This is a genomic window from Endozoicomonas sp. ALB032 (assembly GCF_049310125.1).
Lineage (GTDB): Bacteria > Pseudomonadota > Gammaproteobacteria > Pseudomonadales > Endozoicomonadaceae > Endozoicomonas_A.
In genome coordinates this window covers 2,660,752-2,682,299 of the sequence record NZ_JBLYNW010000001.1, presented here as the reverse complement: position 1 = coordinate 2,682,299, position 21,548 = coordinate 2,660,752, and the positions used below count along the sequence as shown (strand labels likewise).

Annotated in this window: 20 protein-coding genes; 8 read left to right on the top strand and 12 right to left on the bottom strand. The window is 43.2% G+C overall.

From position 1 onward, the window contains the following. The 4 genes from ACO6VG_RS09870 to ACO6VG_RS09855 are packed head-to-tail and all read left to right on the top strand — an operon-like array spanning nt 1 to nt 5,482. Nucleotides 1-465 (top strand): hypothetical protein, encoded by a 465-nt coding sequence (locus ACO6VG_RS09870; protein ID WP_422136757.1) that lies wholly within the window; start codon nt 1-3, stop codon nt 463-465. After that, nucleotides 455-1,504: an HTH domain-containing protein gene (locus ACO6VG_RS09865; RefSeq protein ID WP_422136756.1), complete on the top strand. Its 1,050-nt coding sequence runs from the start codon at nt 455-457 to the stop codon at nt 1,502-1,504. The genes ACO6VG_RS09870 and ACO6VG_RS09865 overlap by 11 nt, the downstream gene beginning before the upstream one ends. Before the next feature lie 20 nt (nt 1,505-1,524). Next, nucleotides 1,525-2,376, top strand: coding sequence for a Hachiman antiphage defense system protein HamA (locus tag ACO6VG_RS09860; RefSeq protein WP_422136755.1), 852 nt, complete (start codon nt 1,525-1,527; stop codon nt 2,374-2,376). After that, the gene (locus ACO6VG_RS09855) at nt 2,366-5,482 is read left to right on the top strand and encodes a DEAD/DEAH box helicase (RefSeq protein ID WP_422473707.1); all 3,117 of its coding nucleotides are present in this window, start codon (nt 2,366-2,368) and stop codon (nt 5,480-5,482) included. The genes ACO6VG_RS09860 and ACO6VG_RS09855 overlap by 11 nt, the downstream gene beginning before the upstream one ends. A 112-nt stretch (nt 5,483-5,594) precedes the next feature. On the opposite strand, the gene ACO6VG_RS09850 is transcribed toward ACO6VG_RS09855, so the two are convergent. Genes ACO6VG_RS09850 through ACO6VG_RS09835 form a run of 4 tightly spaced genes read right to left on the bottom strand, consistent with a single transcriptional unit; the run spans nt 5,595 to nt 8,275 of the window. Then, a complete protein-coding gene (locus ACO6VG_RS09850) occupies nt 5,595-6,671 on the bottom strand; it encodes a TniB family NTP-binding protein (protein ID WP_422473705.1) in 1,077 nt (358 codons plus the stop codon). Continuing rightward, nucleotides 6,668-6,991 carry a hypothetical protein gene (locus tag ACO6VG_RS09845; RefSeq protein WP_422136752.1) on the bottom strand — a complete coding sequence of 108 codons (324 nt, stop codon included), beginning with the start codon at nt 6,989-6,991 and terminating at the stop codon, nt 6,668-6,670. Before ACO6VG_RS09845 ends, ACO6VG_RS09850 begins: the two co-directional genes overlap by 4 nt. Nucleotides 6,992-6,998: 7 nt before the next feature. Further along, entirely contained in the window at nt 6,999-7,955 is a 957-nt protein-coding gene (locus ACO6VG_RS09840) for a TniB family NTP-binding protein (RefSeq protein WP_422473703.1), read from the bottom strand. Then, a complete protein-coding gene (locus ACO6VG_RS09835; RefSeq protein WP_422136752.1) occupies nt 7,952-8,275 on the bottom strand; it encodes a hypothetical protein in 324 nt (107 codons plus the stop codon). Before ACO6VG_RS09835 ends, ACO6VG_RS09840 begins: the two co-directional genes overlap by 4 nt. A gap of 136 nt (nt 8,276-8,411) precedes the next feature. Between ACO6VG_RS09835 and dinD the strand changes: the two genes are divergently transcribed. Then, nucleotides 8,412-9,281 (top strand): DNA damage-inducible protein D, encoded by an 870-nt coding sequence (gene dinD, locus ACO6VG_RS09830; protein WP_422136751.1) that lies wholly within the window; start codon nt 8,412-8,414, stop codon nt 9,279-9,281. Nucleotides 9,282-9,885: 604 nt separating this feature from the next. On the opposite strand, the gene cas6f is transcribed toward dinD, so the two are convergent. Genes cas6f through ACO6VG_RS09810 form a run of 4 tightly spaced genes read right to left on the bottom strand, consistent with a single transcriptional unit; the run spans nt 9,886 to nt 14,782 of the window. Further along, nucleotides 9,886-10,497 carry a type I-F CRISPR-associated endoribonuclease Cas6/Csy4 gene (gene cas6f, locus ACO6VG_RS09825; RefSeq protein ID WP_422136750.1) on the bottom strand — a complete coding sequence of 204 codons (612 nt, stop codon included), beginning with the start codon at nt 10,495-10,497 and terminating at the stop codon, nt 9,886-9,888. Between the two features lie 16 nt (nt 10,498-10,513). Further along, nucleotides 10,514-11,518 carry a type I-F CRISPR-associated protein Cas7f/Csy3 gene (locus ACO6VG_RS09820; protein WP_422476277.1) on the bottom strand — a complete coding sequence of 335 codons (1,005 nt, stop codon included), beginning with the start codon at nt 11,516-11,518 and terminating at the stop codon, nt 10,514-10,516. After that, entirely contained in the window at nt 11,505-13,547 is a 2,043-nt protein-coding gene (locus ACO6VG_RS09815) for a type I-F CRISPR-associated protein Csy2 (protein WP_422473701.1), read from the bottom strand. Before ACO6VG_RS09815 ends, ACO6VG_RS09820 begins: the two co-directional genes overlap by 14 nt. Nucleotides 13,548-13,549: 2 nt before the next feature. Beyond that, nucleotides 13,550-14,782, bottom strand: coding sequence for a TniQ family protein (locus ACO6VG_RS09810; RefSeq protein ID WP_422476275.1), 1,233 nt, complete (start codon nt 14,780-14,782; stop codon nt 13,550-13,552). Between the two features lie 664 nt (nt 14,783-15,446). On the opposite strand from ACO6VG_RS09810, the gene ACO6VG_RS09805 reads away from it, so the two are divergent. Genes ACO6VG_RS09805 through ACO6VG_RS09795 form a run of 3 tightly spaced genes read left to right on the top strand, consistent with a single transcriptional unit; the run spans nt 15,447 to nt 17,206 of the window. Beyond that, nucleotides 15,447-15,671, top strand: a complete 225-nt coding sequence (locus tag ACO6VG_RS09805; protein ID WP_422136747.1) for a hypothetical protein — start codon at nt 15,447-15,449, stop codon at nt 15,669-15,671. Then, complete coding sequence (locus ACO6VG_RS09800) at nt 15,598-16,536, top strand: JmjC domain-containing protein (protein ID WP_422136746.1); 939 nt, start codon at nt 15,598-15,600, stop codon at nt 16,534-16,536. Before ACO6VG_RS09805 ends, ACO6VG_RS09800 begins: the two co-directional genes overlap by 74 nt. Before the next feature lie 34 nt (nt 16,537-16,570). Further along, the gene (locus ACO6VG_RS09795) at nt 16,571-17,206 is read left to right on the top strand and encodes a LysE family translocator (protein ID WP_422473698.1); all 636 of its coding nucleotides are present in this window, start codon (nt 16,571-16,573) and stop codon (nt 17,204-17,206) included. A 322-nt stretch (nt 17,207-17,528) separates the two neighbouring features. On the opposite strand, the gene ACO6VG_RS09790 is transcribed toward ACO6VG_RS09795, so the two are convergent. From ACO6VG_RS09790 to ACO6VG_RS09775, 4 genes are all read right to left on the bottom strand, one after another. Continuing rightward, nucleotides 17,529-17,690: a hypothetical protein gene (locus tag ACO6VG_RS09790; RefSeq protein WP_422136745.1), complete on the bottom strand. Its 162-nt coding sequence runs from the start codon at nt 17,688-17,690 to the stop codon at nt 17,529-17,531. Between the two features lie 168 nt (nt 17,691-17,858). After that, nucleotides 17,859-18,869: a TniB family NTP-binding protein gene (locus tag ACO6VG_RS09785; protein ID WP_422136744.1), complete on the bottom strand. Its 1,011-nt coding sequence runs from the start codon at nt 18,867-18,869 to the stop codon at nt 17,859-17,861. Beyond that, nucleotides 18,869-20,878, bottom strand: coding sequence for a transposase (locus tag ACO6VG_RS09780; protein ID WP_422473696.1), 2,010 nt, complete (start codon nt 20,876-20,878; stop codon nt 18,869-18,871). The genes ACO6VG_RS09785 and ACO6VG_RS09780 overlap by 1 nt, the downstream gene beginning before the upstream one ends. Further along, the gene (locus tag ACO6VG_RS09775) at nt 20,853-21,506 is read right to left on the bottom strand and encodes a TnsA endonuclease N-terminal domain-containing protein (RefSeq protein WP_422136742.1); all 654 of its coding nucleotides are present in this window, start codon (nt 21,504-21,506) and stop codon (nt 20,853-20,855) included. Before ACO6VG_RS09775 ends, ACO6VG_RS09780 begins: the two co-directional genes overlap by 26 nt. Nucleotides 21,507-21,548 lie beyond the last annotated feature (42 nt).

The following is a 21,548-nucleotide window of genomic DNA, read 5'->3' as shown; positions in this document are numbered from 1 at the left end:
ATGAACAGTTACCGCGTTGAAGTGAAAAGCAGTCAGAGCATCAGTCTACAAGATCAGGATGCCGAAATAGGCTCAGTGCCAACCAGTGGGGGTGGCCGCATGCCAGAGCCGGAACTGGATCAACTCAGCAATATTATCAAGACATTCAATGACCAGTTCGGGAGTTTCGACTGGAGGGATGGCGACAAAGTCAGCAAGATTATTGTCGAAGAAATCCCGGCCAAGGTAGCAGCAGACGCAGCCTACCAGAATGCCATGAAAAATAACGACAAGAAGACTGCCAGAATAGAGCACGATGCAGCCCTGCAACGGGTAATGATTGATCTGCTGGCGGATAATACCGAGTTATTCAAGCAGTTCAGCGATAACCCTTCATTCAAGAAATGGCAGGGCGACACTACGTTTGGTGTGACCTATCAGCAAGATTCAGGACGAACCTCACCAGGAGCTAATCATGGATGTTAAATCCGCTGCCATTCAGGTTTTAAAGCAGGCGGGGAAAGCGCTGCATGCCAAAGATATCGCTCAACAGATCATCTCTGATGGCCTATGGCAGTCGGCAGGTAAAACACCAAATGCTAGCGTTAGCGCCCGTATTTATTCTGATATCAAGGCTAAAGGGGATGACTCTGCTTTTGTAAAAGTTGGCCCTCAGGTATTTGCGCTTCGGAATAGTAGTGAAATGCCGATCCCGGATGGCTTGGTTCATAAGGCTGTAAAAAAACCGGTGGAATCAGCCTCTGAAAATCATGGCTTTTCATTCACTCAATGTGCTCAGAAAGTGCTTGAGAATTTTGGTAACAAAAAGCCTATGCATTATAAGGAGATCACCCAGAAGGCTTTGCAACAAGGCTGGCTGGTCACGGCTGGAAAAACACCAGAAGCCACTATGTATGCTCAGGTGATTAGCGAGATCAAAAGGCAAAAAAAACGTGGGGATCATCCACGTTTTGTTCAACATGGCAAGGGTTATGTTGGCTTAAGTCAATGGATGAAACGAGGATTAACCTTCCAGATTGAGCAGCATAATCTTCAGATTCGCAAGGCCTTACATAAGCGGCTGCTGGCTATGAAGCCCGGAGAGTTTGAAGAACTCATTTCACTTTTGCTAGCAGAAATGGGTTTTGAAAGTGTCGAAGTTACCAAGCTGAGCGGTGATGGCGGCATTGATGTTCGTGGAATCCTGGTGGTTGGCGATGTAGTCCGCATCAAAATGGCTGTACAGGCTAAAAAATGGAAACCCAAAAATAATATCCAGGCTCCCGTTGTACAGCAGGTTCGTGGTAGTCTCGGCGTACATGAGCAAGGGCTAATAATTACTACCAGCAACTTTAGTTCAGGAGCGATCAACGAGGCTGCACAACCCGACAAGACCCCAATCGCATTGATGAATGGTGAACAACTGGTAACGCTTCTGATGGAATACGGCATTGGCGTGAAAAGCTCAACGCCAGCACTGTTTGAAATCAATGATGAGTTTGCCATTCAGGATCTAAGTGATTAATTGCCATAGGTGAGAAGTAAATGCCTTGGACTACAGAGCATGTTGAAAAGTGGCTCGTTGATACTGGTGAACGGTTAAGGACTGCTGATGGTAAAGAAATTGAGCTCTGGGAGTTTCGTCATGCGGAGGACGAGGAAGTGCTCACAGCATGGGCCAGGCATTTCCGGAATCACTACTGCCTGGATAGTGATATCGAGTTTCTCCGTGGCAGGCTTTCGTGTGCAGACTACCTGAACAACACTATTTTCCCCTGTCAAAGCAGCAAACTGGGTCCGGGCATACGTGCTGGCGACTTTGGAGAAATTCTGGTTTGTGATTACCTTCAATGGTTTTCAGGCTTCTGGGTTCCCAGAATACGGTGGTCATCCAAAGTTGTCAGAGATGAGTCCCCCAAAGGAAGCGATGTGATAGGGTTCAGGTTCGATCAGGAGAGCGGTGAAGCATCGGGCAAGGATAGCCTGTTTGTTTTTGAATCCAAAACAAAGTTCTCAAAGTCAAAGATTAATCGTCTGCAGGATGCTATCAATGATTCAGCCAAGGATCATATTCGTATTGATGAGTCGCTGAACTTCATTAAGCGAAAACTCCATGAGAGGCGCGATTTTGAACAGGCCCGGAAGATTGCAAGGTTTCAGACCCCAGTAGATATCCCCTATGAGGAGAAGTTTGGCGCTGCTGCACTTATTTCCGATGAATTTTTTGATGTTGATGAACTTGCATTATCCAACTGCACTCAAATCCCCAAGTCAGCAAAATCCAAAGAGTTTCTACCCCATCCAAACATCGATAATTTGGTACTACTGGTGATCAAAGGTCCTAATATGATGACTCTGGTTCACGAGCTATACAGGAGGGCTGCTAATGAGGCCTGAACAAAGATCCCTGCATCTACTGGGGGTCACCCGCTCAAAAGCCAAGATGCTCGAATACAGTGTGCCCAGAGAGCACCATATCAAAATCACTCAAGATCCAGCCAGACTATTCAGAATATCCATTGCATTACTGGGAGATCTTGCTGCGGCAATCAACCTTGAGGAACCAGATCAAGACTTGCTCACTGAGCTGAAAAGTAATCTGCTCTTTTCTGCACGTTTCTTTGACTCTTACCTTCAAACAAAACTGAATGAATCGCTTGACCCTTATCTTCTACTACTAGGATCTTCCTCATACTACCTCTGTGATTTACCCGGTAGTGCTTCAGTCCTGGCCAAATGTATCAAAGGCAACTGTCCTGACTTGGATGGAGAAGGACTTGAGGCTTTATTACTCTGGATGTTGCAGGCGAACATCAACACCTATTTTGAAGGGTCAACCGGGCCTTACGGTAAATTGATCGATGAAATTTCACGACAACTTTCTCGCTATATTGCGGAGGGAGATGGCGAAGAGCTCCTGGTTGATCTGGCTAGACAACTTAGGAATTCTGTCTATGACTTTGGTACACCCAGGCAACTGTTATTCGGAGATGTAATAGGTGCTGTATTAAGAAAAAAACTCGACAACTCTTCATGGAAAGCGCTGCCGCTCTATTCTGGACTGAACCGTGTCAAATGGCTTTCTGCCTTACAAAAAGAGACCTTTATCAAAGAGTTCTGGCCAGCTCAACACTTATTGGGTCGGGCAGGTGTTCTTAAAGGTGAATCAGCTATCGTCCAAATGCCTACCAGTGCAGGCAAAACGAAAGCAACTGAGCTGGTTTTAAGGAGTGCCTTTCTGGCTGAACGTGTGTCACTGGCCATCATTATTGCGCCGTTCAGAGCGCTATGCCATGAGATAAAGAACAGTCTTGCTGAAGCATTCCTTAATGAGACAGTCAGAGTGGATGAACTGTCTGATACTCCCCAGGCTGATTTTGAAGCAACTGAGTTTCTGGGACACCAACAGATTCTTGTTGTTACTCCTGAAAAATTGCTTTATGTCTTACGACATGATCCGGAGCTTGCATCTCAGGTTGGACTGGTTGTCTTTGATGAAGGCCACCAGTTTGATGATGGCTCCCGCGGCATAAGCTATGAGTTACTTCTGACATCACTACGCTTCATGCTTCCTGAGATCACTCAAAAAGTGCTGATTTCAGCAGTCATTAGTAACGCGGAAGCGATTGGAGAATGGTTAAATGGTAGCCCTGAAGTAGTGCAAGGAACTGCTCTTAGTCCAACCTTCAGATCTGTTGGATTTGTAAGTTGGATGGATCAGCTGGGAAGGATTGAGTACGTTAATAGCCAAAATGCTGAGGAGAGAGAGTTTTTTGTTCCCAGAGTTATTGAAAAATTAAACCTTGGAAGAATGGATAGAGAAAGAACTGATCGGTTTTTTCCAAACGAAAATGATGAACAGTCTATTGCTCTTTATCTCGGCCTTAAACTCGTTCCTAACGGAAGTATCGCTATTTTCTGTGGAAGAAAGTCAACAGCTACCAAGATCTGTGAGAAAGCTATAAACGTTATTAAGCGAGGAGCTCCATTAACGTTCCCAACAGAATTCTCAGACATGCAGGAGGTTGACCATTTATCGAACTTGTATGTTCAAAATCTGGGGGCTGATGCAGCGGTATCCCAGAGTGCTGTTCACGGTATTTTCACTCACCATGGTAATACGCCGCATGGTATCCGGCTTGCGGTAGAGCACGCTATGCGTAAGAACCTCGTACGCTTTGTCATATGCACCTCCACCTTGGCTCAAGGTGTAAATTTGCCCATTCGGTACCTTATTGTTACCAGCGTCTACCAGGGGACAGAGCGTATTAAAGTTCGTGACTTCCATAACCTTATAGGTCGTGCAGGCCGAGCAGGATTACATACCGAAGGCAGTATATTATTTTCAGATCCTGTGGTTTATGACAAGAAAAAGGTTCGTAGAGACAGATGGCGCTGGGAGCAAGTAAAAGAACTGCTTGAGCCACAAAACTCGGAGCCTTGCATTAGTAACCTTCTTTCTTTTTTTGACCTCATTAAGAGTAGCAACGGCAAGATAAGAATAATTTTGGATGATTTAGATGTTGCGGTAGCTCACATCGGAGGCCCAGATGATGTTGCAAGATTGATTGAAAGACTTGCTGATACTGGGTTTCCAAGAGAAGAGCTCCAAAGGCAGATTAGATGGAGGATTGAGCTTATCAACGCCATTGAAAGCTTTTTACTATCACATTGGCATGAAAACGAAGGCAGCCTTTTGGAAGAAGATGTCATTGGATTAGCAGAGGGCACGCTTGCTTTCTTTCTAGCCAATGCCTACTACAAAAAAGAGCGTATCCGAGAATTATTCCTGCTTTTGGCGAAAAACATTTACACTAAAATACCGGATTCTAACCATCGTCAAATCTATGGAAGAACACTATATGGAGTACAAGACGCACAAGCTATTGAAGGTTGGGTTCGTGCAAATGAAACCAACTTATTTTCTCTTGTAGAGGATATAGAAGTGCTTGATCTTGTATGGCCTATGATTACTGAATATGTAGGGGGAGGTGTTTTCAGTAGATTTGACCCACCGGAAGTACTCAAAGAAATTACTTATGGATGGATTTGTGGAGAATCATTCAGTAATTTACTGAAGCTAATTAAAACAAAGAAAACCAAAATGATATGGGGTAACCAACGACGGGAGTTTAAGGTTGATCATGTCGTAGAAGTCTGTGAGGGTAAGATTGCTTACGATGGTGCTCTCCTTATTGGTGCAATCTGCGAAATTGTTGAATTGCTTGACCAAAACGATACAGAAAAGCTGGTTCAGCTTCTGCAACGTTTTCAAAAACAGCTTAAATATGGACTGCCTTCTGAGACAACGATCACTGTGTATGAGCTCGGCTTTTCAGATCGTGTGATTTCTCAGGATCTCATGGCATTTCTCAATCTTACAGGGGCAGATAAAAAAGGAATTGTGAAACAACTTAAACAGGAGCGAGACAGGGCCATTGCTGTGATAGAAAAATACCCAAGCTATTTTCAGGAAAGAATGAGCGAAATTTTACAGTCATAATTTTTCTTCACCTGCTCACACTTTAAACCAGCGGTTTGGAAATTAGTATTTCAGACCCTAGGGGGATCTGAAGTACTTCAAAGATGCCTACATGGTGTTAATGAACCGCATATTATCTGCGTTTTAGTAAAGAGCGTAAAGGAATCAGTCTTGTATATTTTGCGGGTATAATACGGGACTCCCCCTTGCGGGCATCCATTTTCCAGCAAGAGGCAGACTGCATCTGTTTGAACTCCAATTCATCAATACTAACATCAAACGGGTTTGGTTGTGCCTCTAGCTTTTCATCTGCATCAACCTGGTCTTTTTTTGTAATGTGATCCATGTAATAGTGATATCCCGCTATGAAATGTTCCATATTCAGCTCATCATCATTATTCAGGATGGCTTCTTCAGCGGCATAATTTATTAAAACCCTCAATCTCCTCATATTGCCTTTAGAGAAGGTAAAAAGTCTTGGGTAAAGCTCCACCTCGTGAAGCCCAGGTTTTTTAGAGAATGGCAAGCTGTCGTTAAATACTTTTAAAAAAGTTCTGAAGTCTTTCCGCTGCTCTTTATCAATAATCCGAAATGGCTCAATTCTTCTCTGGATCATAAACCGTCCAGCAAGGGCATCATCACAATCAAGAATAATTTTACTGTATGGCATACCAAAGAGAACAACAGGAAGACCTGATGTATTGATTAGAATCTTGAGCCACTTTGCAGCATCTTCAAGAACAGTGAATGACTTCGTTTCAATTAGATGCTGAAATTCATCGAGAAGACTGATCTCAACACCACATTGCCTCATTAAGTTGGCCAGGATTTTTGTCAGCTGTGGTGCTGAAAGCCCTTTAGATGAAAGCTCATGGCCAAGATCCTCCAAAAAGCAGATAGCGGCCTGCTTTGGTACAGTTCTATCTGGGAAGTCACTTGAAAAAACACTAACGACGGATCTCTCTAGCTCTTCTCTTGTGGGGTTTAGCCTTAGGTACTCCTTCCTTAAAGTCGTTTTTCCAGCACCGGGCTCGCCAAGTACAAGCATACACTCTGGATACCCACCTCTTTCCGATATTCTACGGCATCGGTGAATGTCGGCTAGAATACGATCCAGGTTAGGAGAACTGATATAGCAATTTCTTACTTGGAGAATCTTTTTATCTTGTTCATCCGTTATGTTGTCATATCGATCATAGAGTGTATTCATGACACATTACTCTGCCATCCAGTTGTATCTATCTCATCATCTTCTAACTCAAAGTCCACAACTGAAGCCGTTGAAACCTCCTTATCGGTTTTTTTAGAGGGAGACGCTATTGCCTCAAGACCTTCATTCAGGCTGGAGTTCGCATCTTGTGCGATGTCTAAGTATTTGGCTAATGCCGTAGTAGAGCTGACAGAAGCAGTGGAGCTGATATCCCAGCCATTTGCTTCTTCCTGAATTCTACGCTCAATTTCCAGACTGGCCCGTACCACATCCTGTTGGGTGGTATAGCTTCCTTCAGAACTTTTCTTAGCATAAGCCATATGGGTGTCATGTTGTATCAATACTAACATCAAACGGGTTTGGTTGTGCCTCTAGCTTTTCATCTGCATCAACCTGGTCTTTTTTTGTAATGTGATCCATGTAATAGTGATATCCTGCTATGAAATGTTCCATATTCAGCTCATCATCATTATTCAGGATGGCTTCTTCAGCGGCATAATTTATTAAAACCCTCAATCTCCTCATATTGCCTTTAGAGAAGGTAAAAAGTCTTGGGTAAAGCTCCACCTCGTGAAGCCCAGGTTTTTTAGAGAATGGCAAGCTGTCGTTAAATACTTTTAAAAAAGTTCTGAAGTCTTTCCGCTGCTCTTTATCAATAATTCGAAATGGCTCAATTCTTCTCTGGATCATAAACCGTCCAGCAAGGGCATCATCGCAATCAAGAATAATTTTACTGTATGGCATACCAAAGAGAACAACAGGAAGACCTGATGTATTGATTAGAATCTTGAGCCACTTTGCAGCATCTTCAAGAACAGTGAATGACTTCGTTTCAATTAGATGCTGAAATTCATCCAGAAGACTGATCTCAACACCACATTGCCTCATTAAGTTGGCCAGGATTTTTGTCAGCTGTGGTGCTGAAAGCCCTTTAGATGAAAGCTCATGGCCAAGATCCTCCAAAAAGCAGATAGCGGCCTGCTTTGGTACAGTTCTATCTGGGAAGTCACTTGAAAAAACACTAACGACGGATCTCTCTAGCTCTTCTCTTGTGGGGTTTAGCCTTAGGTACTCCTTCCTTAAAGTCGTTTTTCCAGCACCGGGCTCGCCAAGTACAAGCATACACTCTGGATACCCACCTCTTTCCGATATTCTACGGCATCGGTGAATGTCGGCTAGAATACGATCCAGGTTAGGAGAACTGATATAGCAATTTCTTACTTGGAGAATCTTTTTATCTTGTTCATCCGTTATGTTGTCATATCGATCATAGAGTGTATTCATGACACATTACTCTGCCATCCAGTTGTATCTATCTCATCATCTTCTAACTCAAAGTCCACAACTGAAGCCGTTGAAACCTCCTTATCGGTTTTTTTAGAGGGAGACGCTATTGCCTCAAGACCTTCATTCAGGCTGGAGTTCGCATCTTGTGCGATGTCTAAGTATTTGGCTAATGCCGTAGTAGAGCTGACAGAAGCAGTGGAGCTGATATCCCAGCCATTTGCTTCTTCCTGAATTCTACGCTCAATTTCCAGACTGGCCCGTACCACATCCTGTTGGGTGGTATAGCTTCCTTCAGAACTTTTCTTAGCATAAGCCATATGGGTGTCATGTTGTACTTACCGCTGCCGTCACTGGGAAAATCGACTTGCGAAACGTCAAGATTGAAAGCACTGTAGACTCTGCTGAGCAATAATACCCAAAGCATTTTTTATAACTTAATCGAAGGTTACCACTATGAACAAAGCGTTGATTTCCCAGCTAACCAACCGATTCGAGGAAATTACCCACACATTAGCCGATGCAACCATAGAGTTCTGGTATGCACGGGAGCTGATGTCTGAGCTGGGGTATGACCGCTGGGAAAACTTCACCAAGGTTGTAGATAAGGCCAGAGCTGCCTGTGAAAACTCAGGAAATCCTCAAGACGACCATTTTCGTGACGTCACGAAAATGGTTCAGTTGGGCTCCAGTGCACAGCGCCCTGTTGCTGATGTTATGCTGACCCGCTATGCCTGCTATCTGGTTGCCCAGAATGGCGACCCCCGTAAAGAATCCATTGCCTTTGCCCAAACCTATTTTGCTCTTCAGACCCGAAAACAGGAGGTTCTGGAAGAACGTTTACGGCTTCAGGATCGACTGGATGCCCGGCAAAAGCTCAGGGAATCTGAAACCGAGCTTTCGAGAAATATCTATGAGCGGGGCGTTGATGAACGGGGTTTTGGTCGTATTCGGTCAAAAGGTGATGCCGCCCTGTTTGGAGGCAACAACACCAGAAACATGAAACAAAAGCTGGGTATGCCTGAGAAGCGGCCACTGGCTGATTTCCTGCCTACGGTGACCATTGCAGCGAAGAATCTGGCCACCGAAATTACCAACCACAATGTCACTGAGCATGACTTGCAGGGAGAGCGCCCCATTACGCAAGAACATGTTCAGAACAACCGAAGCGTTCGCACAATGTTGCAGGAACGTGGCATTACACCAGAAGAGTTGCCACCAGAAGAAGATATCAACAAATTGTCTCGTCGCGTGAAAAGCAATGAACGTAAGTTAATCAAGGAAAATCGGCTGCCCAAACCTGCCCGGCAGACTGATAAAAGCTGAATTTGATATTAAGAGAGTGTTTTGCGACACCCACATTTCTAATGGGTATGTTAGTTCTGAAAAAGATGAGTAGACAGAAGCAGTTTAATCCGGCGTCACTTTTATACTTTCTCAAATCAAGTGTTCTCCTGTACATAAAAAAGACCCCGGCTAAACAACACTGAAAGTATTGTTGCTGGGGTCTGGTATGTCAAAGTTGCTTGTATCTATGTCATTTTTATCTGTTTTATGTCATGAGATGCTTGTAGCGACAGCCAGAGCATGTTCACTGCCGTGCAATTTCCAACTGCCTGCTCGGCAGGTCACAAAATTGATAACTTTACGCTACACCTGTTTCTATTTCCAACTGCCTGCTCGGCAGGTCACATTACAAAATCAGTGTCGCTGTCCGATCTCCGATTTCCAACTGCCTGCTCGGCAGGTCACGGGGGCGAGGGTGCTTAACAGTTACCGTCGGCATTTCCAACTGCCTGCTCGGCAGGTCACCGGGAGGGAAAATGTATATAACCCTCACAGCTCAAGAGGATAGGCCAACAATCCACAAAACACCCTTTTTTAGCTCGATCAAAAAATTTCTAAAAAAACAACCAGCTAAAAGCCCTGATTATTTTTTGGTAAAAGTCAGATCCGGCACCGTTCCGCATACACACTCCTGGTTTGCTAACCCATAACTGGTATACCCATCACAGCATATATTTTTAGCCGCGTGCTTCTGGAGCCTAAAGTAAAACACTTGCGTGGGATCCTCAGAGCTGGTCATTGGAATGTTATGAAACAACTGAATATTGCGAACACGACTTGATGGGTTCTGCCTCGGTAGATATTTATAGCCTTTTTTTTCAGCTATTCGCTGCCCACGCCTTATGCGCCGCTGCCTGCCTCCTTCACAATATTTATCGCTTTTTAATTCTTTTCCGTATCGAACTTCTTTAACGTTATCAGGAACTATGGTGATCTCATGAAAGAAAAACTTCTGAAGTCTTTGCATCTCCAGAAAGTACGGCTGTGACATTAGTTGCTGTAAGCAGAGCCGGTCTACTGAAACACAAGCAATGATGTCACCGATGGTTTTATCGCAGAATTTCGGAAATGTGACCCCCACACTGTTGATGCTATGCCTACACTGGAACCCATGGAGGATTTTCAAGCACCTGCCAACCAACAGTTCATTATTCGATCCCGGCTGAAACTGGATACCGAAGGTAAAGCGTTTCATTCTTTTTTCTCCGGTCTCATACCACCGCACACATGGCAGGCCATAAGGAAGTGATATCATCCATTGCTGGATCATTCAAATCAGGTTTCGCTACCAGAAACTCAATATATCGCTCTATATTCTTTAACAGGGAGAAATAATCCTTTCCTGTACTTGGGTGTCGGTGAGCTGTCAGCTCTTTCCTATCCGCACAATATGCACTCACTTTTTTCCGAGATGTTGCCCCAGGAAACCAGTCATCAATCTCGTGCAACGCTGCCCCAAGCTTATGGCGGCTGAATACCACTTGCTCCTCACTATTGATTTCACAAGTGGCCAGCAACTTACTTCTTGATTCACCATCGGCAAATGCCTGGCTTGGAAATACCTCAGAACAGAGCGGTAACATCAACCTTGCCTCAACCAATAGCGAGCAGGAATCTCTCAAGGATGTCAGAGCCTTTTCAAATCGATCAACCCATTTTTCGATGGATTCCTCAAGGTCATCCAGCTCTCTGTTCCACCGCCTTGTTTCCACATGATCAATGATCATTTGATCTTTATCCCTGCAATCATGAAGGCGAATTTCTGTACCGAGAGTGTATTGGTTTTCCCATAGCCAGTTACCCAACAACAGGTTCTCAAGATACCTTCGGGCCAACACTCGATAACCGCCCACTTCTTTGTAGGCATCACTTAGCCTCGCCACGGCTTCCTTCATTTCCGGGCGATCACATTGATACAACTGCCCAGAATGCGCCTTAATCCTTATTGAAAAACGAACCACCAATGCCTCGGACTCAGGTGGCATATAAACCTCCTGAATGGTTTGGATATTCGCATGGGATAACGATGAGGGCTGGCAACTTTCTTTTACGCCCCCTTTAGCAGCATAGGCTTCTGCGTAACCTTCTTTGGTTGCAGCAATAGTGGTTGTATCGGGCAACAGCGGATGCTCCCTGGCCTCATTATCAACCCAAAAAAACAATCCTTTCCCAAGGTAGATCGATCGTTGTTGAGCATGCTGACTACACAGCTTCATCACCTGGATTCTCCTTTACTGAAACCTCAATACCAGAGCTGCTGAAAGTAATAGACCAAAAAGCACGTTCAAGTGGATTTATTTGCTGCACCGGACGCAATGCAACAACGGATACGACAGGTGTCGCAAAAGCATGAGAGCAACCTCCAGCACCCACTCTTGTTTCCGGTTTACCCAGGAATCGGAACCCGCCACCAATGGGAAAACTCTTGCCCTGGGACAGACATTTCAGCAGTTCGCTTCTCTCGGGAGAATTACGTAAAGCGACAATCACTCTCCCATAACTAGGCATCCGCACCAATGATGCTGAGACTTCTTCCACAGTCCCATAACGATCACATTTCCTGTAAAGCTCACATTGCCCATAACTTCCCTCCATTGGGTGCGTTAAAGTCCCTCCAGCAAACCTTGAGGGTAGACAGCCAAACAGGTTGTCTTCACTCAGGTCTATCTCTTCTCTGTTCTCCGGAAGCTGTACGATCAGATCGAACTCAACATCACAACTTCTGTGGTCAATCACTGGACTATTAACCAAGCTACTGTTTTTCATCTCTTGATCCGAAGCGGGATGCCCTTTGTTCAGACCGTATTTTCGCAGCACCACAGCAAACCGAAAATCCGTTCTGCCAGGTTCATACCCGAGGTTGCATAAAAAGGCATGCACCAACCCAGTCCAGGCTGTTAATGAGGGCAGACCAATAACATAAGGATTGCTTCTAGCGTTGGCGTTGTAGACTAAAAGTCGTTTGAAGTGCAGGAACCGGCCAGAAATTGCCGGGACTTTAATCGGTACTGTAAATTTATTTAGCGTGATATTTACTGCTTGTTCCAGTAGAGGCAACAGATCAGGATTGTAGGACAGCTGTGCTGAATACCAGGAATGCTCAAAAAGGGTATTGATATAAGTCAACACATATTCAGCGGCTCGATCTTCCTCATTCAGGCCCCCCTGAATCAGCCTCATTTCCAAAGCTTCACTTAGAACTCTGGAAATCTGGCTCTGACCTGCCAAATAGTGAGTCCTCAAGATAAAAAGGAATGAAAAAAGTTCTTCAATGACCTGTGCTAACTTGTTCCTTTCATTACTCAGTCGTTCCTGTCTCTGCCTTTCCGTTTCAACAATCTGCCTGTTCGAGATCAACTGCAGAAGAAAGCTCAAATTTCCCTTACGAAAAATAGCCCGATCATTGAACACATGTTTTTTAGATCGCCACTTATCCAGTATGGATTCGAGGCTGAGATCACGTTTATCCAGCCTTGGCGGGTAATAGAGGCAATACAGTTTCCCTCCGCAAGTCGCCAAAAAACTGCTGACTTGAAAGGGCCACGCATAGAATAACGGACGACAACGAATGTTCGTATGCCTCACCAGGTTGTGTATCCATCTCTGAAAACCAACCTCAACCAACGGGGTAACAGCGATATAATTTCCATCTCCATCGGGAAAAGAGACCACCACACTGTTTGGACTCACAAAATCAGGTAGAGTGTTATACATTCCCCCTCGACAAGCATCCTGTAGTGGTTGAACTCGCTTCTCCGGAAACCCAAGGGTGATAAGCTTTTGAATAAACGGGCTGCCCCTCTCGTTCGAGAACTGTTCAAAAAGCGAGGTCACTCGGTTATGCCAGAAAAACTCCGTCGCCAGGAAATGGCTCTTCGATACTTTGTTGCTGTTATGGGAATATCCCAAATGCTTCTGGCCGTCCTCGCCATAGTGTTCAGGGAACCATCGGGCGCAACCAGAGGCACGACTGTTTGGATCCTTAAAGTAATGGGTAACCACCCATGGCGCGGTTGCAAGTATGCCTTTATGCCAGTGCTCACTTTTGAAGAGCTCCTTTGCTGCCATTTCATCAAACAAATCCGTCTTGTCACCCATTGATCGTGTCAAATTTGCCAGAATGATCAGAGCCTGAGCAATACTTCCATCAATCACCACAGGAACATCAGAGAAAAAGGCATGCTTGATTCTGATGTTACGCTCCTGACTGTCCTTACCCTCCAGCAGATCACTCAGTTTCACCATTATCACCACCTTGAAAGATAGAGGCTGCGGTTGGATTCTCCTGACTGAAAGCTCACGCACCATAGGACAAAAACGTCATTCAATCTGAATAACGGCTGTTCAGGGCTTATGAGTTGCTTGTCTTTTTGCAGCCTATACGGATGCAGCATCCCCTCTTCAATCAGCCGTGCCAGATGCCGAGTATTAATCCCTAAAATCACACAGGCCTCAAAACCATCCAGCAGGGTTTGTCCGATTTCAGCATAGGGATGCCCCTCCTGAAAAATAGCCCGGTCAAAAAAGGAAAATACGAACTTGAGAATGTCGTTGGTCGCCAGCCGACTATCTGGCAAATAACGGCTTACTCTCAGCAACGAACCAAAAATAGAGCGAAATGCAGTTTCTTGCATCGACCGCACAGAATACTCAAGTCCGCCCTGAGCCAGCTGATCCAGCCGGACGTATAGCTTGCGCGGCCAGTCATCAAAGAAATCAATGCACCGAAGCAGAACGTCGTCTTCATCCACAGATGGTCCGCCAGAATCATCAGCCCACAGCATAAACCACAGCACTGCTCCAAAAACGGCTTCCGTCGTTGAAGCACTGTACAGAAGATTGTCTCCTTTGCTTTTTGTCTTGTACCCGTAGACCCGTTCCGCCAACTTCACCAACTGAGGATTCCCAATTTCAGTTTTTGCCGAGATTAAATCAAAGCCACACCGGCAAGAGTGGACTGCTGCGTCTCGTATATAATCGACACCCACCCCGCACTGAGGACATTTAAAAACAAGCGCGGTACCATGCCTGGGACAAGCTCGCACCAGAGAGATATGCCAAAAAGTTGGGATATAAGATTTCTCTTTTAAACATTGAGGGCATACAGGAATGTTCTCTGATCGAAAAAACACCTTGGGAATATCAAGCCCTTTCCAGTACAGTGAAGAGTGATGCCCCGCAAACAGCCGATCTGTTTTGAGTACCGACAGCTCCAGAAAAGGCAGGTGTTCTTTGCAGCACAAATCAGATAGCAGGCTCAACGCCCAGTAGCGTTTACTTGAGGAAGTGTTGGCGTGATAGAGATTGAAAGAGCCAAGGTCTGTGGGCATTGCCCCTGCCAACTTGCCATGTTGCTTTTGCAGGAGCTTCCCTAAATGGGGGAAAAGCTTCTTTACCCTGAAATGGTTTTCTTCGGCGAGCCGGATAATATAGCTCTCCAGAGATTCGTCGTATTCAGGGTCTGGGCGGATCAGAAACATAAGCACCATTACTCAGGAATTCTGAGCATCAATATAGCGGCTAATTCTCCACACGGAGTGGCATTTTCCTGCGCTTCTATGGATTGTGCTGCAATCATCTGACTTACGCTTTAAAATTTGAACTGACACAGTAACACTCTTGCATGTGAAGGCATAAATCTACTAAAAATTAGCTGAACTTACCTGAAATAATTAAACTACAAATACAGGGTAAACATAGAGACAATATTTTTTAAGAAAAATCAAAAAGCTAAAGCCTTTGCACCATTTGAAAGCATACTTTCGCACTCATATAAGGCATTTCCTATTTTGAAAAATTATTGACTTACGCAGACGATCCAATTAAATTTTCTCATGCTTCCTGTGAAGTATAAGGTAGCCAACCCATGAGCTTGAAAGGAATGATAAAATGTAAATTAAAGCAGATGTTAATGTCGATGCCCCCAGTGCATTCACTATTCGTAATCATGCATTTGAAACAAAAAATCCAAGTGCATTTACTATTCGTAATCATGCATTTGAAACAAAAAGCCCAAGTGCATTCACTATTCGTAATCATGCGTTTAAATCAAAAAAATAAGCTGTATTTTTGATAAAGCAAGCTGTTTGGCAGAGTGGAGCAGTTCATTCTGTCAGACACATTTTAGGCGATAAGGATAAGACTATGAAGCTTGCTGAAAATGTTATTAGGGAGTTGAAAAGTATAGGTGCTAATAAGTATCCATTGTACGAAAAGATTTTAAAACACTCTTTTGATATTAATAGCCCGATCTTTGCAAAAGATAAATTTTCTCGAGCTTACAGAGAGCTTGCTAATGATGGTGAGTGGTTTGCGAACCAAATGGTTGCAAATGCTTGTTTGGAAGGCTATGGCGCTCAACAATATTGACCTTTATAAACTTTGTAGGGATTTTGAAAATAGTTTTTTTTGCAAATCAAATTGCAATATGTATATTACACCTCCAAACACTCAAGGTTTGAAAGCTCATTATGATACTCAAGATGTAATAGTGCTTCAGATAAAAGGCTGTAAGAAGTGGTTCTTTGAAAAAGAATCAACCTTATACCCAATGGACAATGATTACGATGACCAACATGTCGAAGATATTATAGAACTTCACTCAGAGGTTTTAACTCCTGGGAGTATTCTTTATTTGCCAAGAGGTTGTGTTCATAAAGCCCTTAATGAAGGTGATAATACTTCTATTCACCTCACAATATCGCTAACACCGTACAGAAAGATACACTTATTGCATGCAATGCTGGAGCAGGCTGTTAATAATCATTCCTTTTTAAGGAAAGCGGTTACTTTAAGCGACATTAAAAAAACCTTAAGTGGGAAAGACACTGGATCAATAACACGTTTAGTTGACTCTCTTAATGAGTTCATATGTAACAGTATTGAAAAAACAGAAGAAAGAATTCTACTTGACGCAGCTCTTAGTTTAATAAAAGATATTCACGATCATCAAAGAACAATATCAATAAACTCGACATTTGAATTCTCTGATATGAATAGGGTTGTTGATCATAATTCGATATTAACTGTTTGCGAAGACCAAAACCTATTCTTTTCAGAGAATGAAAATAAGATTTTTTATATAGGAGGTGAAATTACTATAGATCAAGCGCATATATTTATTAAACGACTATTACTCGAAAAGAAGGTATTCAAGGTTAGTGATATTGATTCTGATGATGCACTAAATATAGCTGATTCTCTAATCAAATCAGGGATCGTCTATTTGAAATAATCTATTTCGCCAGACAACTATAGGGGGTGCACCAGTGCTTTTATTTTTCTTTCTTGCGGTATCAGTAATGGTAATTACTCCAGGGCCTAATGGAGCACTTATAATAAAAACAGTTTCAAAATATGGAAAATTGCATGGTTATCATAATGTGCTTGGAATAGTAGCAGCATTTTTTATACACGGTACTTTATCTATATTCGGATTATCAGCAATTATATTGACTTCTACTGGGATCTTCAATGCAATAAAAACTATAGGAGCTATATATCTTGCATATTTGGCGATTAAAGCTTTTATGTCATCTATTAAATATAGAGAATTAAAGAGTGATGGATACAACATCGAAAAAGGACGGTGCCTTTATAGGAGAAAATACATCTTATCTTTAACAGAAGGACTCTTGACTAATACTTTAAACCCTAAAGTTTCGTTGTTTTATATTTCTGTGTTCCCACAATTTTCAGGCTACTACGGTAGCAATATTGCAACGCTATATAGTCTTGTCACTATTCATGCTATCTTCGCTTTTTTATGGTTTTCCCTAATGACAATATTTGTATCGAAGAGTATTTCATTTACTAATTCACAAACCTCAAACTTTGTCATCCAGTTCAGTGTAGGGTGCATTCTGTCCGTTTTTTCATACAAAGTGTTAATTCTTGGAGCTTAGCATTAAGTCTTTAAAAATCAATGAGTTACATGCATTTTCTGACGTAAAAGCAATTTTGTAGGCCGATAGATACTCCCTTTCAATGGCCTTCATGTCACGTCTGAAATTCTGAAATGCTCTCTTGTCACTCGGTGAGCATGGTACCCTAAGAAATGGGCCAAATGGGGAAATAAGCTTTCCATGCCTTTTACCGTTCTGAAATAACCAGCCTTGGTCGACTTTCTTTGAGACCAGTGCGCCGATCTCTTTACAACTGCTGAACTTTCGCATTATCAACATCCTTGAAGGCAGGTGCATTCATACACCTGCCATATTCATTTACTTACTTTTTGGAACTTCCTGTATTCTTAGCTGCAGCAGACTGTGCACGAGAAGCAAAACTGCCACTGGAAACCTTTCCACCATCTGCTTTAGCTTCACTGCTCTGGATGCGTGCCGCTGCACTGGGTGTCATAGGAGCACTGGTCTTGGACTTATTAGCCATGAGATAACCCTCAAGCGTTCTACACAACCCACCGTAGGTTGCGTTTCGAGTCTCGCTTTGGAGACAAGGTTGAGGTTACGAAAGAAGCGGGGAGTTGGCGGCAGCGTGGGTGGTGAAAAATTTTTTATTTTTGTGTAGGCCAGATAAAACCTGACCTACACGTGGACTCTATAATATCTCGGATAGAGTTCTCACTTCTGTAAATGTTTCCTCAACAACTGGATTTACTCCTCTCTTTGCATTTTGATCCCAGTACGATGGTTTCTCTAGCTCAACAAATTCTATCTGATCAAGGTCTTTCATACGGAATGGATTTTTATCCTCTGGAAAGAATACCTCACATGCTTTCAGAAAATGGTCGTAAGTAATTTGTCGAGTACTTTCTTTGATTGCAAGGAATGCAGCTTGATCGATAACATTCCTTAAAACCCGCAAATTGCCACGACTCACCACAAAAAGTCGAAGAGATATTTCTCGACTCTTCAAATTCGCTTTTTCTTCAAACCCAAGCTCCTCGTCCAATTCATCCAGAAAGTTGAGATAAATTGCCTTTTTTGGTTTGTCTGAGATGATAAATGGAGACAGATATCTTCTACGAAGAAAACGACTTGCTAACTGGGAGTTCTGTTCAATGGCATGCAGGCACCAAGGCATCCCAAACAGGATAAAAGGTCTTTTGGTTTCAATGATTAGCCTTTTTAAGCACTCTGTAGCGTCATATACCAATTTTCTACTTTCGTGTTCCAGAAACCCCTGGGCTTCATCAATAATGAAAAGCTCAATACCAAGCTGATCCACATATTTAACTATTAATTGCAGCAGATCCTCCTCATCCAGTTCCTTGTAATCTTCAATCTCCTGACCAATGGCTTTTAGAATCTTGATCAACAGGCCTCTCTCTGACAGTTTCGTAGGCAAGACACAATATACGACAGGCATTATTGATCGATCCGCCTTCTCATAGCGCTTATGGTCATTTCTAAATTTTTCGATTTGTGCTGACTTACCTGCTCCAGTGTCTCCGTAACATAACATGCATGGTGGTTCTCCCCCGTACTTTGCCAGCTCCTTACATTCTTCCATGTCACTAAAAACAAGGTTATGAATCTCCATCCAGATTCGCAGGTCTCTGACGTAAGCACTTCTCTTTTTTTGCCAGTCTGACAGTACTAACGCCATTACTCTTCACCTCCAGAAGAACTCCAAGCTGAACGGTCAATAGGAACATACCAATCATCTTTTTGATCTGATGAATCACTGGAATTGGAGCTCACTGCATTATTTCCAGGCTCCTTGGTTACACTTGTCAAAGAGCCTGTTGAGTTGTCTGCGACTTTGGCATACCTAGCAGCTCTGACAGACGTACTATTTTTTCCGGTTCTTCCATGACTTTCCCAACGCTCAATCTCCTTTCGAACCAACTCTTTGATAGCGTCTCTTGCCGCTACAACGTCATCATGCCTGTATTTCGCACAAATATATTTCCGAGCGTACTTTTTATGTACCTTATGCTGCCATTCAGAGAGACCATCAGCATATTCAAAATCGACAGCAGGTACTTTCAAGTAACGCCGCTCCGATTCATTAAACACATGAATATACCCAAGGTCATCAGGGTCAACTTTGTACATGACCGTACCGCTACCGATTCTGCCTCTCAACATAGCCAGTTCATCTGAGTCATATCGAAGATTTGAATACTGAACACCACCACGACGCAACTTGCTGTACTTGGTTCGACCTAAGATAACATCCAGTCTTTTTGGATCTACATGCCGAGGAGGGAAATCAAGGATGGCTTCCTTCCAGGCAAGGTCAGGAATAATGGTTCCTTTCGCTACTGGTTGCTGCTGATAAATATCCACTACCCAGGTATATAGAATTTCTGTGAAGGTAGTAAAAGTTATTACGGCGTTTTTGGCTGGGTCATAGTCACCTCGCTCAAGGATATTGCAGAAGGTTTTACCCGGTAGATCAATCAACAATTGTTTATTGATGGTTCCATATAACCTCTCAACCTTCCCTTTCAGCCACGGCTTTTGCACAGGATTATATTGGGTCTGGATGTTTAACTCTGCCAGAACAACCTCAAGGTCTTTTGACCAAAACTCTTTTCCATTATCAAAAACAAACAGCTCTGGCACACCAGAGCAAATCCATGGATTCTGTATCTCCGGATATTTTTCACTAATATAATTTTTGGGAATAATTATCGACTTGAGCAGCTTTATAAGAGACAAAAAGCTCGGTGGATGAAAGCCTATATAGAAGCCAGTAATAGAGCGAGACAAAGCATCTATGGAAGTAGTCAGCCAGGGACGTCCAAGAGGTAGGAAGTTCTCATCATCATCAACAACAAAGACATCAAGCTTCGTATGATCGACTTCTACTCGTTGTAAAACCCTTTCTAGGTTCAAGGACTTACCTGTAGAAGAAAACTCAATATCAGCCTTTCTCTTTCCTTCTCTTGCCATCATCAATTCATAGGGCGGCTCAGCTTTTATACGTTTTCGGAATATGTCATAGCAAGGTGTTTTGAGTTTTTCATCTTCAGATCTTTGCTTGTTCGCCTTTGTTATATAACCATCAAGGTTATCCCACGCTTCCTGAATCGATATACGTTCTTTGGTCTTGTATGTTTCTATTGCCTGCTTTATGAAATCCTCAACTTCCTCTGGTAGTCTGCTGGTATGATTTCCCTGCTTAATATAATCCGTAAATAATGCTTTCACTGTTTGACCATTGGAACTGTACGCAGCATTCCAGCGTGCGAGAGTTCTCCAACCAGGAGGTTTTGAGTCATTCAGCTCTCTGGCAATCTCAGGAATTAATGGAGAAAGTGATTTCTCTGTCCAAGAATCAACAGATTTTCGCAATTTACTGACATATTTGAATCTTCGTAGTACTTCTTCTCTTTGCTTTTTGGGTAAGCTGGCTAAATCTTCAGATAAAGAATCCTCTTCCAAGCTTTCTGGACTATTGATCACAAACTCAACTCTTCCAGCAGCCAGACTGGTTTCAATCTCTTCTATGCTTTTTTTGAGAACCTCACCACTTTGCAAAAGATCTCTTAGAGCAAGCTCCTTTTCATTGCGATTCTCCACTCGAAAAAGTTTTTCAACTTGCGTTTCCTCCTCTGGAAAAAACTTAAACACAGTTCCTTCAGTGAAACGCTGGACGATGGTCATGGCATATTCTCACTACAGAGTCTTTGGTCAAGGGAGAAGTATCTAAGTCAGTGGTCAACTCGTTTCTGGCAAGAAGGTCATATGCCAGCGGAAGAAAATAAGGTAGCTCCATATCAGACAGAACAGCATGATCCTGAAGACTTAGTTGCTGTTCTTCGTTTGATCTCACTATTTCAATTATTTTTCTTTGTTCTGATGCTAGAACACCACCAGTCCTATACCTGTGCAGTATTTTCAGATTATTTAGGTAAGGCTGTCTCCGGATATACTCTTCAGTCCACAACAAGAGCTGAGTGCCTGAACGTTCTGCAGCAGCCTTCATGCAATGAAAACGCTCCAGAAAATCTTTCCGCCTGGCAACTCTCTCTGGTTTAACCTCTATATATGGTCTTTCACCTCCTATCATTCGAGACAGAAAATCAGGGGTATATCTGCAAATGCGACCTTCAAAAACATACTCATAACCCTCAGGCTGGGACTCATAGGAGAGTACCTTTGAGCTGTATTCAAGAGGGTAACAACTATCAAATTCGAGCGCTGATTCAGTGAGGATCGTTGAAGGGTTCTTGAGGCTAACGAAACGATGAATATTGTTAACCTTGGATTTTCCGAGTTTTCTACGATACATAAAAAAGACCCCGGTCATACAACACCAGAAGTATTGTTGCCG